General features: G+C 68.5%; 10 protein-coding genes and 1 riboswitch. Of the genes, 7 read left to right on the forward strand and 3 right to left on the reverse strand.

Annotated elements, in window-relative coordinates:
• Nucleotides 1-115: 115 nt before the first annotated feature.
• Together ABIA38_RS35415 and ABIA38_RS35420 are read right to left on the reverse strand one after the other, a co-directional pair.
• On the reverse strand, nt 116-1,321 hold the full coding sequence (locus ABIA38_RS35415) for a L,D-transpeptidase (RefSeq protein ID WP_424643046.1): 1,206 nt from the start codon (nt 1,319-1,321) through the stop codon (nt 116-118).
• 231 nt (nt 1,322-1,552) lie between these two features.
• Nucleotides 1,553-2,425: an MBL fold metallo-hydrolase gene (locus ABIA38_RS35420; RefSeq protein WP_424643047.1), complete on the reverse strand. Its 873-nt coding sequence runs from the start codon at nt 2,423-2,425 to the stop codon at nt 1,553-1,555.
• An 11-nt stretch (nt 2,426-2,436) separates the two neighbouring features.
• Nucleotides 2,437-2,503: riboswitch (guanidine-III (ykkC-III) riboswitch) on the reverse strand.
• A 141-nt stretch (nt 2,504-2,644) separates the two neighbouring features.
• Here ABIA38_RS35420 and ABIA38_RS35425 point away from each other — a divergent pair.
• From ABIA38_RS35425 to ABIA38_RS35440, 4 genes are read left to right on the forward strand one after another with little or no spacing between them, the layout of a single operon-like run.
• On the forward strand, nt 2,645-3,211 hold the full coding sequence (locus ABIA38_RS35425; RefSeq protein ID WP_424643048.1) for a hypothetical protein: 567 nt from the start codon (nt 2,645-2,647) through the stop codon (nt 3,209-3,211).
• Nucleotides 3,212-3,219: 8 nt separating this feature from the next.
• Nucleotides 3,220-5,418: a hypothetical protein gene (locus ABIA38_RS35430; protein WP_424643049.1), complete on the forward strand. Its 2,199-nt coding sequence runs from the start codon at nt 3,220-3,222 to the stop codon at nt 5,416-5,418.
• Nucleotides 5,415-6,044: a hypothetical protein gene (locus tag ABIA38_RS35435; protein WP_424643050.1), complete on the forward strand. Its 630-nt coding sequence runs from the start codon at nt 5,415-5,417 to the stop codon at nt 6,042-6,044. Before ABIA38_RS35430 ends, ABIA38_RS35435 begins: the two co-directional genes overlap by 4 nt.
• Nucleotides 6,041-6,667 (forward strand): hypothetical protein, encoded by a 627-nt coding sequence (locus ABIA38_RS35440; RefSeq protein WP_424643051.1) that lies wholly within the window; start codon nt 6,041-6,043, stop codon nt 6,665-6,667. Before ABIA38_RS35435 ends, ABIA38_RS35440 begins: the two co-directional genes overlap by 4 nt.
• Before the next feature lie 61 nt (nt 6,668-6,728).
• Here ABIA38_RS35440 and glgP read toward each other — a convergent pair whose 3' ends face one another.
• The gene (gene glgP / locus ABIA38_RS35445; protein ID WP_424643052.1) at nt 6,729-9,341 is read right to left on the reverse strand and encodes an alpha-glucan family phosphorylase; all 2,613 of its coding nucleotides are present in this window, start codon (nt 9,339-9,341) and stop codon (nt 6,729-6,731) included.
• A 692-nt stretch (nt 9,342-10,033) separates the two neighbouring features.
• On the opposite strand from glgP, the gene ABIA38_RS35450 reads away from it, so the two are divergent.
• The 3 genes from ABIA38_RS35450 to ABIA38_RS35460 are packed head-to-tail and all read left to right on the forward strand — an operon-like array spanning nt 10,034 to nt 15,164.
• Complete coding sequence (locus ABIA38_RS35450; RefSeq protein ID WP_424643090.1) at nt 10,034-12,025, forward strand: alpha-1,4-glucan--maltose-1-phosphate maltosyltransferase; 1,992 nt, start codon at nt 10,034-10,036, stop codon at nt 12,023-12,025.
• Nucleotides 12,022-13,716 carry a maltose alpha-D-glucosyltransferase gene (gene treS / locus ABIA38_RS35455; protein WP_424643053.1) on the forward strand — a complete coding sequence of 565 codons (1,695 nt, stop codon included), beginning with the start codon at nt 12,022-12,024 and terminating at the stop codon, nt 13,714-13,716. Before ABIA38_RS35450 ends, treS begins: the two co-directional genes overlap by 4 nt.
• Nucleotides 13,713-15,164, forward strand: a complete 1,452-nt coding sequence (locus tag ABIA38_RS35460; RefSeq protein WP_424643054.1) for a maltokinase N-terminal cap-like domain-containing protein — start codon at nt 13,713-13,715, stop codon at nt 15,162-15,164. Before treS ends, ABIA38_RS35460 begins: the two co-directional genes overlap by 4 nt.
• The last annotated feature ends 35 nt before the right edge of the window (nt 15,165-15,199 follow it).

Consider the following 15,199-nt stretch of genomic DNA (forward strand, 5'->3'; position numbering starts at 1 on the left):
CCACCGGCACCGCCCCCTTCGGGCGTACGCATCAAGGCACTTTACGCATCAAGGCACCTTACGTATCAAAGCACCTTACGTATCAAGGCACCTCAGGATGCCTGGAGTTCGCCGATCAGCTCGCCGTCCACCCGGCCCAGTCCATCGACCAGCCGCTCCAGCCGTTGTCCGGTGCGATCACCTTGTCCGGCGAGTGGATCACCTCGACCACGTCGCCGATCAGCGATTCCTTGTAGAACCAGGCGGCGTTCATGCTCGGGTCGCCGCCACCCTTGACGTCCTGCAGGCTTACGCAGCCGTGGCTGGTGTTCTCCTTGCCGAACGGCGGGGGGTCGCGCCAGTAGTTGCCGTGTACGTAGGTGCCGGTCACGCTCAGCCGCATGCCGTGCGGGACGTCCGGGATGTCGTACACGCCCTTGGCCAGGCCCACCGACTGCGACGTCATGTGCACCGTGGCTTCCTTGGACATGATCGTCATCTTGCCGTTGTACGTGGTGTTCTCGTCGTCGCCGAGACTGGCCGGCAGCTTCTTGAGCAGCGCACCGTCGCGGGTGACCGTCAGCGTGTGCGCGGAGTTGTCCGCGACGCTGGTCTGCGCGCGGCCGACGATGAAGGTGACGTCCTTCTTCTGCTGGCCGTAGACACCCGGGGACAGCTGCTTGCCGTCCAGGTTCAGGTGCAGGGTCACCTTGGTACCGGGCTTCCAGTACTGCTCGGGGCGGAAGTCCAGGCGCTGGTTGCCGAACCAGTGGCCCTTGACGTCGACGGCGGGGTCGGCGGTGACGGTGACCGACTGGTTCACCACGGTCTTGTCCTTGACCGGCTTGGTGAACTCGATGGAGACGATCATGCCGACGCCGTACGTTTCGTTCGCGTCGATGTTGAACACGCCGTAGTTGGTGTTGGCCGGGGTCAGTGTGGTGAACGAGGACTGCAACGCGGAGACCAGCCCGGCGGCGTCCGTCGCGGTCGCGGAGACCGAGTACTTCGTACCGGTCTGCAACGCGGCCGTGGGCGTCCAACCGGCCCCGTCCGGCGAGATGGTGCCCTCGACCGGCTTGCCGCCCTGCGAACCGGTCACGGTGACCTGGGTGAGCTTCCCGGCCGTCGCGCTCACCTTGAGCACACCCTCCGTGCGCACCTCGGTCGCGCCGTCCTTCGGTTCGACGGCGACCACGGCCTTGGAGGTCTTCGGTGCGTTGTCCTCGGGGGCGGTGGGCGCCTTGGTCTGGGCGACCGCCTCCACCTTGTCGTCCTTCTTCTTGACCTTCTTCTCGTCGCCCCCGCCACACGCACCCGCGCCCAGCAGCGCCACACACACGGCGAGCGCCGGCAGGGCCCTGCGTATCCGTCGTTTCGAGCGAGGTCTCCGGTCCCTCGAAGCGGATCCCCCACCCGATGCCCAATTCGGCATTGATCTCCCTAAGTCGCGGCGCTACCAGAGGAGATGACGACACTTGCCACCCGGACCGTTACGACGCCACGGTATGAGGTGGATCACCCTCCCCGAACCGGAACGGTACTCGACCTCACCGTCAGCCCCACCCGGGCCTCAGCCCTGGTTCCGCCGGAGGCACAGTACGAAGTCCGAGTACCGATAGCGCCCGGGTCGCGCGCCGGCCGCGTCCACCTCGTCGATCGCCCGCCGGATCGCGTGCAGCCGATCCACACTCATCTGCAGCGGCGGCTCATGCGGCTGATAGGTGGTGAGGATCGGGTAATCCACGCCCGGCTTGCGGGTCATCTCGATATGACAGCCCAGTACGTGGGAGGTCGGCCGGTCCGCCACGAAGGCGATCATCCGGTCGATGGTGGCCCGAAACGCGGCCCAGTCCACGATGTACAGCCGCCCCGGATAGACGGTGTCCCCGGTGAGCAGAAACCCGGTGTGCGCGTCGTGGAAGACCACCGCCTCCGGATGATGCCCGGGCCCGGCGAAGCACTCCAGCACCCGCCCACCCAGATCCACCCGAGCCAACCGATCCGGCTCGACGTCGAACCCGAAGTGGGCCCAGGTGTCCCCGGCCGGCACCACCTCGGTGTCCGCCCGATCCACGAACTGCCCATCGCCCGCCACGTGATCACCGTGTGGATGGGTATGCAGCACCAACAGCCGATAGTCGTCCCGTGGATGCTCCCGCAGCCAGTCCGCGATCAGCTCGTCCACCACCCGCCGTAGCGGAAAGAACTCGGCCGACTCGGTCGCGCCGGTGTCGATCAACACGGCCCGCTCGTTCCCGAACAGCAGGAACATGAACGGCGCCTCGTAGTTGATCGCCATGTTCTGCCGCAGGATCACCGTATGCGCGTCGTAGGCGTGCACCTGGATGTCCACATCGGCGTTGTGCTTGGCCGACTCCGACCCGTGAATCCAGGCGACGTCCAACCCACGCGCCACCGCCGTACCCACCCCGAACGCGACCACCGCAGCTCCCGCGTGCGTCGTCTTGGCGTGCCGGGTACGGCGCACATCTCGTCCGGGGCGCACCCTCGGGGGCCGCCATCTCGGAAGTTACCAGAGCCCCTCGGCCTCCCACGTCGGCCGTGGATCACGAATCGACAAGCCGGCCACGCCACTCGGACCCCGTCGCTAGAGTTGGCGCCTGCGTCACGACGGAACGCCACTCGGGGGAGACAACCAGTCATGTCCGGACAACGATCAGGCAAGATCATGTCGGCCCTCGACCCGGGGTCCACCGGCTCCTCCGGCTCCTCCGGCTCCTCCGGTTCTTCCGGGTCTTCCGGTTCTTCCGGCTCCTCCGGTTCTTCCGGTTCTTCCGGAACAGCGGGGTCCGCCGACTCCCCCGGCGACATACCCGGGCTCCAGCCGCGCAAGGAAATAGCCCCGAGCCGGGTGCCGCCCGAGTGCCAACCGGTCGCCCCGCGCCCGCCGAGCGGACAGGGCAGCCGCGACCGGGTACTCGTCGAGACCGCCAAGATCCGCAGCGCCGCCAACGAACTGGACACGGCCGGGGGCGACTTGATGTCGTCGGGGCAACGTGCCCTGGCCGCCGTCGACCCACTGGCCTCCCAACTCGGCGGCTGGGAACTGGGCAAGGCCGTGGCGCATGTCCGCGAGCGCTGGGACAAGAAGCTCCAGGCGGTCGGCAACGACATGAAGGGCCAGGCCGGCGGCTTGTTCGCGACCGCCGCCAACTGGGAGCTGGCCGAGGATCGGGCGTACCAGCTGATGAGTGGCGGAAAGGGCTGACGGACGGCATGCCGACCTTCGATCAGGTATTGAACTTCGACGTCGGATCCCTGAACGCGCTCGCCGACAACTGGCAGCGCTTGCAGCAATCCCTTCAAGGCAAGCGCGACCAAGCGAATCAGCAGGTCATCGCGCCGCTCACGAGCGCGGTGTGGTCCGGCCAGGACGCCAAGGCCGCCGCCGGCAAACTGCGCGGCCTGCTGGACCAGTTGGAGGCCGCGCACAACGAGGCGGGCGCGATCGCGTCGATCCTGCGGGATGCGGCAGGCGACATCGGAAGGGCGCAGACCGCGCTGCGCGGGCTGGTGGACGAGGCCCGCACCCAGGGCCTCCAGGTCAAGCCGGACGGGGGCCTGACCTGGACGGCAGGCACGGACGCGCTCGCGGCGAACATGGCGGCGACCCAAAAGGCCGCCGCCGAATCCCTCGGCCCACGCATCGCCGAAGCGCTCCGCTCGGCAACCGACGCCGACACCCGCGCGTCGGCCGCCCTCCGCGCGGACGTGGACTACGGCGCCGCCGACAAGTTCAACGCCTCCGCAGTCGGCGGCGGCCCCGCCGCCGACGCGGTCCGCGCCAACGATCTCTTCGGCCGCTTGCGGTCGTTGAACCCCAAGGAACTGGGCGAACTCGAAAACCTCGTCCACAACAACAAGAACGACCCGGCCTTCACCGAGCCCCTGATGATCAAGCTCGGCCCGGACGGCCTGCTCGACAAGACCTTGTCGTTGGCCGAGTTGACCTCGCACAGCACGCCGGGCGACCCACGGATCGCCGACATGCGCCTGCTGCAACAAGACCTCGGCACATCCCTCGCCTCGGCCAGCCCCAAGTTGATCGACAACAAGGACTGGATGACCCGCCTTCGGGAGGCATCCCGCAAGGAGATCCTGCTACCCGAGGCCAAGAACCAATCGATCGGCTCGAAGGTCACCGGCTTCCAGATGCTCGGCGTACTCCTCGAAAACGGCAACTACGACTCCCGGTTCCTGCGGACCGTCGCCGAGGACACGCTCTCCTACGAGCAGCAGAAGGGAAAGCCACCAATCTGGGGACGCGACACGAACACGCCGATGCAGTTCCCCCTGGACCTGAGCGGCACCCCGGGCGGCGGCGTCGACCCGATGATCGGCGTCATGAAGGCGGTGTCCCACGATCCGAAGGTCGCCCTCGATTTCTTCTCGGGCCGCGACCAAGGCCCCGACGGCCGCGTGTTCGCTCCCGGCGAGATGCACGACCGCCTGAACTACCTGCTCAACGAACGCGGTTTCCCGAGCGCCTCGGTGGGCGCGTACAAGGAAGCGATCACCGGCGCCTACCTCGACGCGGCGGGCAAGGCGCTTCAGGCCGGCGCGACGGGCATCCCCTACGGACAACCGCCCGACCCCGTCCACCCGGCCCCACCACACAGCGCAGCTTCGGCGGCGCTGGTCGGCGAAGTGGTGAAGATCTACGGGCAGGGCGACCATCAGGGCCAGATACTGGCCGAACTCCGGGGAAGTATCACCAATTCGCTGACGCCGTACATCGCGGATGTCCACGGCACGCTCAACGCACTGCCCGGCTCCCCGGTCGACCCGCCGGCCGGCGGGTGGAACGTCGGCTCCTCTGCCGTATTCCGGCGCAACGAGCTGAGCAATGTCCTCTACGGCCTGTCCGCCGACCCGAAGTCCGCCGCATTGCTCCTGAATGCCGAACAGGTGTACGGGATGTACACGATCAATGCACAGCCGTACGCCACGGAACCCAGGATGGTCGAAAACGCCTGGAAAGATACCGCCAATTCCCTATCCGTCATCAACGCCGCACGGAATCAAGCTGCGGCCGACCTCGCGGCGGGCGACGACGCCAAGTACAACCACGCCGTCCTCTGGGAGAGCAAAGCGCTTTATCACGGGCCGGGCTTTCTGCTCAATCTGGCCCCGGGCGTGTCGGGTGACCTCCTGCAACGAGGCATGAACCTGCTCTCCGATTTCTGGGCGGAGAAGGAGACGGTGGACAGCTCGGGCGCGGTGACGAATCAGGCCGCCGATAACAATCTGGACGTCGAGACGCGGATGAGTACCCTGTTCAACAAGTGGGCCGCACAAGAACAGTGGCCGGTGGGAGCCGACACCCACCAGATCCAGAAGGACTTGGGTAGGGAAGTCCACCGCATTCTGGTGGAGGGAACGTCCGACCTGAAGTTCACCCAGGGGCGGCAATGAGACGCTCTTTCGCGCAGCCGTTCGCGGCAGGCAAGTCGACCACGACACGGGCCGGTTGGGCTGTCGGCATGGTCATGGGTGTGGCGATCTCGATGGTTGCCGGGTGTACTGCGGAGAGCGGGCAGAAGAAAGCCACGTCGAGTGGGGTGTGTTGGGACCTGATCGACGGGGCGACGTTTCCGGTTCATCCGACCCCGGACAAGCGGGAAGCCAAGCCCCCGGTCGCCCTCAGGCGTGATCTTCCGATCTGCAACGCCTCGCTCGCAAAGCCGCCGATACCGGCCGTCGAGCTTCGACTGGACTGGACTTTCGCCGCGCTGAGTCCGGACGACGTGCGGCAATTCCCAACCGATCCGGTTCGGTATTTCTCCGGCGGTTCGGTGTCGCGTCGCGACAGTGGTGTTCGGGCATGGGCCTATCCCGCCCCATGCCCCGAAATCACGACTCCGGAGGGGCTGGATGGCCACCCCCTACGTCTTCGGATCGAGGTAACCGCGATCAGCAAAAACCCGGGGGTCGATCAGGAGCAGTGGACCGCCGACGCCGCCGTGACCGCAGCCAATCGCGCGTACGCACAAAACCACTGCTCGGCCCCGCCACTGGCGTCCCCGGCGGTGTTGCGATGATGACCGCCGCCCTGGGCAAACGCGTCGTGACCGCAGCGGTCGCCTTGGCTCTCGCGGGAGCCCTGACAGCCTGCGCGGACCCCCCGAAAAAAACCCATCAGGTGCACGAGACCAAGGCACCGCCGCCGAACGCGTATTGCGGGGAGTTGCTCCCCAAGGCCGAGGTCGCACGTTTGGTCGAAGCACCCGATATTCCCTGGATCACCGGCGAAGGCAATGTTCGCCCGCCGGCGCCGAAGGTGTTCTGCATCGCCGAATTCGAACACCGCGGCACCAAGATGGACTTGACGATCGATTGGGACACCGAACTCGTCACGACCGGAATGGTCGCACCCACCCGACTTGCCGCGCCACCTCGTGACTACCCCGGCGGGGTCGCCCTGGCCAACCTGGATGGAACGCTGTGGGCACGCGCGCTGGCGCCTGCATGCCCGGAGTTCCCGGGCGTGCAAGAACGAAACGGCAAACAGTTGCACGTCGTGCTGACCCTCTCCGTCACCGGCCCCGCACCCACCCTCGACGCCCTGCGCCAGACCGCCGCCCTCTCCGTCACCGCGACCAACAACCTCCTCGACGCCAACCACTGCACCGGCCCCCGCCTCACCGTGCCGACCGCTCTCTGAGCAGACGCCTCGGGCCCCGCCGTCCCGAAAGACGCCGGGGCCCGAGGGCTCGAGAAGCGAGCTACCGCAACGGCATCCCCTCCGCGAACCCCTCCCCCTCCGGCGGCGCCGCGATCAGACCGAGTTCCGCCGGTCCCGCCAACAGCGGGTGTGTCGGCATGACCCGCACCGTGTACCCGAACGGACCCGTCCGGTCCAGCGCCAATGAGCCCTCGTAGAACCAGCGGCCGTGTTCGTCGCGCCGGCCCGCCTTGAGCGGGGCCACCATCGCCGCCACGATCCGGTCCGCGTCGTCGACCCGGCCGTGCACGATCTGCACCTCGACGTCGGCGGGGGCCAGTTCGCCGAGCGAGACGAAGACCCGCAGGTTGAGCGTGTTGCCGACCTCGGGGGCGTCCCCTATCCCGCCCGACTCCACGTGGTCCACCCGTACCCCGGCCCAGGACCGCCGCACCTGGGCCTTCCACTCGGCCAACTCCCGCGCGGCCGACCCGGTGATCGCCCGCCCGGACAGCGCGGCCGGCGCGTACAGCACGTCGACGTAGTCCTTGACCATCCGGTCCGCGAGCACCTTCGGGCCGAGCGTGGCCAGCGTGTGTCGGACCATCTCCAGCCACCGGGTGGGCAGATCCTCCGGCCCCCGGTCGTAGAACCTGGCCGCGACCGAGTTCTCGATCAGGTCGTACAGCGCCGCCGCCTCCAGGTCGTCCCGGCGGTCGACATCCGTGATGCCGTCGGCGGTCGGGATCGCCCACCCGTTCGAGCCGTCGTACCACTCGTCCCACCACCCGTCCAGGATGGACAGGTTCAGGCAGCCGTTCAGCGCGGCCTTCATCCCGGACGTCCCGCATGCCTCCAGCGGACGCAGCGGGTTGTTCAGCCACACGTCGCACCCGGGATACAGGTGTTGCGCCATCGCGATGTCGTAGTCCGGCAGGAAGACGATCCGGTGCCGCACGTCCTCGCCGTCGGCGAACCTCACCAGCTCCTGGATCAGCTTCTTGCCGCCCTCGTCGGCCGGGTGCGCCTTGCCCGCGATGACGATCTGTACCGGCCGTTCGGGGTGCAGCAACAGCCCACGCAGCCGGGCCGGATCGCGCAACATCAGGGTGAGCCGCTTGTAGGACGGCACCCGGCGGGCGAAGCCGATGGTCAGCACGTCCGGATCGAGCACCCCCTCGATCCAGCCCAATTCCGCGTCGCCCGCGCCGCGTTGCTTCCACGACGCGCGCAGCCGCAGTCGCGCCTCGGCGACCAGCTTCGCGCGCAGGGCCCGGCGCAGTTCCCACAACGAGCCGGCCGAGAGCCGGTCGATGGCCGCCCACGCCGAGGCGTCCTCGGCGAGTTCGACGCCGGCTTCGCGCCCGGCGAGTTCGAGGACGTCGCCGTCCACCCACGTGGGCGCGTGTACGCCGTTCGTGATCGAGGTGATCGGTACCTCGGTGGTGTCGAAGCCCGGCCACAGGCCGTCGAACATGCCCCGGCTGACCCGTCCGTGCAACTTGCTCACGCCATTGGCCCGTTGGGCGAGCCGCAGACCCATCACGGCCATGTTGAACACGCCCGGATCGCCGTCCGGGTAGGTCTCCGCGCCGAGCGCGAGGACCCGGTCCACCGGAACCCCCGGACAAGCGAGGTCGCCGCCGAAATGCCGCTGGATCTGATCGCGCCCGAACCGGTCGATGCCGGCCGGAACCGGCGTATGTGTGGTGAACACCGTGCCCGCCCGGGCGGCTTCGAGCGCGGCGTCGAAGTCGAGCCCCTCGGTTTGGGTGAACTCGCGGATCCGCTCGATGCCCAGGAAGCCGGCGTGGCCCTCGTTGGTGTGGAAGACCTCGGGTGCCGGATGGCCGGTGATCTCGCAAAAAGCCCGCAAAGCCCGCACGCCGCCGATGCCCAGGAGCATCTCCTGATGCAAGCGATGTTCGCTCGTGCCGCCGTACAGCCGGTCGGTCACCTCACGTTCGGCGGGTTCGTTCTCCTCGATGTCCGAGTCGAGCAGGAGCAGCGGCACCCGACCGACCTGGGCCTTCCAGATCCGTGCGTGCAACTCACCCGTGGGGAGGCCGATGACCACCCGTGCGGGTGCACCGTCGGCACCCCGAAGGAGGGTCAGTGGCAACTCGTTGGGGTCCAGGAGCGGGTAGCGCTCCTGCTGCCAACCGTCGCGGGACAAGGACTGTCGGAAGTAGCCGTGACGGTACATCAGGCCGACCCCGACGATCGGTACACCCAGGTCGCTGGCGGCCTTGAGATGGTCGCCCGCGAGGATGCCCAACCCCCCGCTGTACTGCGGAAGTGCCGCGGTGATGCCGTACTCCGGCGAGAAGTACGCGATCGCCGCGGGTGGGGTGTCGGGGCTCGCGCCGGGCTGCGCCAGGGTTTGGTACCAGCGCGGTCCGGTCAGGTATTCGTGCAGGTCTTCGGCTGCGACCCGCAGGCGGGCAAGGAAGCGGCGGTCGTCGGCGAGGGCGCCGAGTTTGTCGTTCGGCACGGCGCCGAGCAGGCGGACGGGATCCCGGCCGACCGCGGCCCAGGTATCCGGATCGATCGACTCGAACAGGTCGCGGGTCTCCGCGTGCCAGGACCAGCGGAGGTTCATCGCCAGTTCACCCAGTGGCTCCAGCGGAGCGGGCAGAACCGTACGCACGGTGAATCTGCGGATTGCTCTCACGCTGCGACCCTAGCCGGAAGGCGGCAGAACTTGCGACAGTGGATGCAGCGTGCTTGCAAAGCCGGCAAGATCTTGCGGATGGGTCTGGGGGCGTTTTTACACCATATGGGCCGTGCCCCGAGCGACTCGATGATCGTTGAACAGCCGGGTCTTTCCGTCCCGCCGTACCGCGGACACACCAGATATCCGCCGTCCACGGTCGCGGGCCGGGCCCCACCCGGTCCCCGCCTGGTGGTCGCGTCACGAGCAATGGCCGCCGCGCAGCGGTGAGAGGTGGACCCGAGCGATCCCACCGGTCGCCGCCGGGTCGGTTTTTCGCCACTCCCGGGTCCGGCAATCGGGGTATCGAGTGGGTTTCCGTACGGGTGCATCGCGCGCGACGCGCACGGGATGCCCGTCCGTGGGTACAGGAGTTCGGCATGACCAGTTCGGCTGGGAAGGACCCCGGGGGCGACCGCGCACCCCGGGCGGGGCAGGTCGCGGCCGACAAGGCCGCGGCACGGAAGACGACCGCCGGGAAGTCGAGGGCCGCGAAGTCCTCGACCGAACCGGCCGGGCAGCCGGCCGGCGGCACGAACACGACCGAGGCGAGCAGGACCGATGCGAACACCGCCGCGCCCGGCGGGCCCGGCAGGCCCGGTGCCGGCAAGTCCGGGACGCGCACCGGCAGATCGGCCAAACCGCCCACGCCGCTGATCGGGCGTATCCCGATCCTCGACGTGGCACCGGCGATCGACGGCGGCGCCAGGCCCGCCCGGGCGATCCCGGGTGAGACGTTCCACGTGGCCGCCACGGTCTTTCGCGAGGGCCACGACGCGGTGGCCGCCAACGTGGTGCTGCGCGACCCGCGCGGCCGGCCCGGCCCGCTCACCCCGATGTTGCCGGGCGCGCCCGGTACCGACCGGGTACACGCGAGCATCACCCCGACCACCGAGGGCATGTGGTCGTACGCGGTCGAGGCGTGGGGCGACCCGATCGCCACCTGGCGGCACGCCGCCGGCATCAAGATCCCGGCCGGCCTGGAGGTCGGTCTGGTCCTGGAGGAGGGCGCCCAACTCCTGGAGCGGGCCGCCGTCGGCGTCCCCAAGAAGGACGGCCTGCGGGCGGTCGTGCTGGCCGCGGTGGACACGATCCGAGACGAACGGCGCACCCCCGCCGAGCGCTTGGCCGCGGCCCGGTCCGCCGCGCTGGACGAGGTGCTCGCCCGGCATCCGCTGCGCGAGCTGGTCACCACGTCGGCCCGCTATCCGCTGCGGGTCGAACGCGAACGCGCGCTGCACGGCGCCTGGTACGAGTTCTTCCCCCGCTCCGAGGGCGCCGTGGTCGATCCCACCGGCAAACGCCCCCCGCGCAGCGGCACCTTCCGGACCGCGCTGGAGCGCCTGCCGCAGATCGCGGCGATGGGCTTCGACGTGGTCTACCTGCCGCCGATCCACCCGATCGGCCGGGCGTTTCGCAAGGGGCCCAACAACGCCCTCGAAGCCGGCGAGCACGATCCCGGCTCGCCGTGGGCGATCGGCTCGCCCGAGGGCGGGCACGACACGATCCACCCGGACCTGGGCACGATCGAGGACTTCGACGCGTTCGTGGCCCGGGCCCGCGAGTTGCGGATGGAGGTGGCGCTCGACTTCGCGCTCCAGGTCTCCCCCGAGCACCCCTGGGTGGAGAAACACCCCGAGTGGTTCCGCCATCGCGCCGACGGCACCATCGCCTACGCGGAGAACCCGCCGAAGAAGTACCAGGACATCTACCCGATCGACTTCGACACCGACTTCGACGGCCTGGTCGCCGAGACACTGCGGGTGTTGCGGCACTGGATGGCGCACGGCGTCCGGATCTTCCGGGTGGACAACCCGCACACCAAGCCGGTGCAGTTCTGGGAGCAGGTGCTCGCCACGATCAACACGAGCGACCCGGACGTACTCTTCCTGGCCGAGGCGTTCACCCGTCCGGCGATGATGCGCACGCTGGCCAAGGTCGGCTTCCAGCAGTCGTACACGTACTTCACCTGGCGCACCGGCAAGCACGAACTTCAGGAGTACCTCACCGAGTTGACCACCGGTGACGCGTCCGCCTACATGCGGCCGAACTTCTTCGTGAACACGCCCGACATCCTGCACGCCTATCTCCAGTACGGCGGGCCCGCCGCGTTCAAGATCCGCGCCGTCCTGGCCGCCACGCTGTCCCCGTCGTGGGGGGTCTACTCGGGCTTCGAGCTGTTCGAGCACCTCGCGGTCAAGGCGGGCAGCGAGGAGTACCACGATTCGGAGAAGTACCAGCTCCGCCCACGCGACTGGGCCGGCGCCGAGCGTGCGGGGCGCTCGCTGGCGCCGTACCTCACCACGCTCAACCGGATGCGCCGACGCCACCCGAGTCTGCAACGTCTGCGCAACCTGACCTTCCATCATGTGGACGACGACGCGGTCATGGCCTTCTCCAAGCGCACCCGAGTGGGTGACGTCGACGACCTGGTCCTGGTCGTGGTGAACCTGGATCCGCAGCACCCGCGCGAGGCGACCGTCGCCGTGGACCTGCCCGCTCTCGGGTTGGACTGGCAGGACACCTTCGCGGTGCAGGACGAGTTCACCGGAGCCGGATATCGCTGGGGCCGGCACAACTACGTGCGCCTGGACCCCGCCCACGAGCCCGCGCATCTCTTCTCGATCCGGAGGAACAGCCCGTGATCGTCAACGAACCCGTCCGCGACACCTTCGACGACACCCCGTCGCGCGATCGTGATCCCCTGTGGTTCAAGCGCGCCGTCTTCTACGAGGTCCTGGTGCGGTCCTTCCAGGACAGCAACGGGGACGGGGTGGGCGACCTGAAGGGGTTGACCCAGAAGCTGGACTATCTCCAGTGGCTCGGCGTCGACTGCCTGTGGCTGCCGCCGTTCTTCGCGTCGCCGCTGCGCGACGGCGGCTACGACGTGGCCGACTACACCGCCGTGCTGCCCGAGTTCGGCGATCTCGCCGACTTCGTGGAGTTCGTCGACTCGGCACACAAACGCGGCATGCGGGTGGTGATCGACTTCGTGATGAACCACACCAGCGATCAGCACATGTGGTTCCAGGAGTCGCGGAACAACCCGGACGGGCCCTACGGCGATTACTACATGTGGGCCGACGACGACAAGGCCTACGACGAGGCGCGGATCATCTTCGTCGACACCGAGTCGTCCAACTGGACCTACGACCCGGTGCGCAAGCAGTACTTCTTCCACCGCTTCTTCGGCCACCAGCCGGATCTCAACTACGAGAACCCGCGCGTGCAGGAGGAGATGCTGGCCGGGTTGCGGTTCTGGCTGGACCTGGGCATCGACGGCTTCCGGCTCGACGCGGTGCCGTATCTGTTCGCGCAGGAGGGCACCAACTGCGAGAACCTGCCCGCCACCCACGAGTTCCTCAAGCGGGTGCGCAAGGAGATCGACGACAAGTATCCGGACACCGTGCTGCTGGCCGAGGCCAACCAGTGGCCCGAGGACGTGGTCGACTACTTCGGCGACGGCGACGAGTGCCACATGGCGTTCCACTTCCCGGTGATGCCGCGCATCTTCATGGCGGTGCGCCGCGAATCACGCTACCCGGTCTCGGAGATCCTGGCCGGCACGCCGTCCATCCCGGACAACTGCCAGTGGGGCATCTTCCTCCGCAACCACGACGAGCTCACCCTCGAGATGGTCACGGACGAGGAACGCGACTACATGTACAAGGAGTACGCGAAGGACCCGCGGATGCGGGCCAACGTGGGCATCCGCCGGCGCCTGGCGCCGCTGCTGGACAACGACCGCAACCAGATCGAACTGTTCACCGCACTGCTGCTGTCACTGCCGGGCTCGCCCGTCCTGTACTACGGCGACGAGATCGGCATGGGGGACAACATCTGGCTCGGCGACCGCGACGGAGTGCGCACGCCGATGCAGTGGACGCCGGATCGCAACGCGGGCTTCTCCACGTGCGACCCGGGTCGGCTGTACCTGCCGAACATCATGGACCCGGTCTACGGCTACCAGGTCACCAACGTCGAGGCGCAGATGTCCAACGCCTCCTCGCTGCTGCACTGGACCCGCCGGATGATCGAGGTGCGCAAGCAGAACCCGGCCTTCGGGCTCGGTGTGTACAACGAGCTGACCTCGTCCAATCCCAGCGTGCTGGCGTTCCTTCGCGAATACGAGGACGACATCGTGCTGTGTGTTCACAACTTCTCGCGCTTCGCCCAGCCGACCGAGCTGGATCTGCGGCAGTTCGAGACGTACGAACCGGTCGAGCTGCTCGGGGGGGTGACGTTCCCCGCGATCGGCGAGCTGCCGTATCTGCTCACCCTCGCGGGGCATGGTTTCTATTGGTTCCGCCTCACCCGTGGAGAAATGACGCTGTGACGGATTCCACCCGACCCCACGATCCCACTGCCTCCGCCGTGATCGCCCTGCTGCGCGACTGGCTGCCGCAGCAGAGATGGTTCGCCGGCAAGAGCCGGCCTCTTCGTGGGGTCGGCGTGGCGCACAGTCTCGAGGTGATCTCCGGCGATCCCGCACTGCACCACATGTTGCTTCGGGTCGAGCACGGCGGCGCGCCCGAGCACTACCAGTTGTTGCTCGGGGTGCGCGAGAGCCTGCCGGACCGGCTCGCGCACGCGGTGATCGGCCGACTGCCCAACGGCAACAGCCTCTACGACGCGGTGCACGACGCGGAACTGACCCGGTGGTTGCCGGAACGGTTCGGCGCCGCGGACTCCGTCGGCCCGCTGGCCTTCCATCGCCCCGGCGCGCAGATCCCCGATCCCGACCACGTCGGCCTGGTGATCGGCGCCGAGCAGTCCAACACCTCGATCATCTTCGGGGACGACGTCATCCTGAAACTTTTCCGGCGGGTGGTCCCCGGGGTCAATCCGGACCTGGAGGTCTCGCTCGCCTTGGCCGGCGCGGGCTCGCGGCGGATCCCGGCGCCGATCGCCTGGTTCGACATGCCCTTCCCGGGCCCGAACGCCGAACCGACCACGCTGGGCCTGCTCCAGGAGTATCTGCGCACCGGCACCGACGGCTGGGAGCTGGCCAAGACCTCGGTGCGCGACCTCTACGCCGGCCAGGAGGTACGCGGCGCCGGTCCGCACGCGCACGAGACCGGCGGCGACTTCGCCGGCGAGTCCTTCCGCCTGGGCGCGGCCACCGCCGAGGTGCACGCCGACCTGGCCCGTTCGTTGCCCACCGCGATCGCCCGCGAGCCGGAGTTGGCCGCGATCGCCAAGGACATGGCCCGCCGCCTCGACGCGGCGGCCGAGGCGGTGCCGGAGCTGGCGCCGTTCACCGATCGGCTGCGCGAGGCCTATCGGGATCTGGAGACGCTGGGCCGAGCGGGGCATCCGGTGCCGCTCCAGCGCATCCACGGCGACTTCCATCTGGGCCAGGTGTTGCGTACCGCCACCCGGTGGGTGCTGCTCGACTTCGAGGGGGAGCCCGCCCGGCCGCTGAGCGAGCGGCGCTCGCTGCACTCGCCGGTGCGCGACATCGCGGCGATGTTGCGCTCGTTCGACTACGCGGCCCGACATCTGCTGGCCGGCGGCGGCGGGTTCTGGGGTCGCGGGGCGCCCGCGCCGCACCTGGTGCGCCGCGCGGAGGAGTGGGCAACGCGCAATCGGGAAGCCTTCTGTGCGGGATACGCCGATGCCGGCTCGTTCGACCCGCACTCCGAACCCGTGTTGTTGCGGGCCTTCGAGACGGACAAGGCCGTATACGAGGTGATGTACGAGTCGGGCAACCGACCCTCTTGGTTGCCGGTGCCGATGTCGGCGATCCGGCGGCTGGCCGAGCGTGCCCCGCAGCCGCACTGACGACCCGTCGATTCCCGCTCCGCACCAACGGCACA

Source organism: Embleya sp. AB8, from assembly GCF_049739465.1.
Taxonomy (GTDB): Bacteria; Actinomycetota; Actinomycetes; order Streptomycetales; family Streptomycetaceae; genus Embleya.

Coding starts and splice junctions, on each gene's coding strand:
- ABIA38_RS35440 (WP_424643051.1), top strand. CDS start 6,041: ATGATGACCGCCGCCCTGGGCAAACGCGTCGTGACCGCAGCGGTCGCC.
- ABIA38_RS35425 (WP_424643048.1), top strand. CDS start 2,645: ATGTCCGGACAACGATCAGGCAAGATCATGTCGGCCCTCGACCCGGGG.
- ABIA38_RS35435 (WP_424643050.1), top strand. CDS start 5,415: ATGAGACGCTCTTTCGCGCAGCCGTTCGCGGCAGGCAAGTCGACCACG.
- ABIA38_RS35430 (WP_424643049.1), top strand. CDS start 3,220: ATGCCGACCTTCGATCAGGTATTGAACTTCGACGTCGGATCCCTGAAC.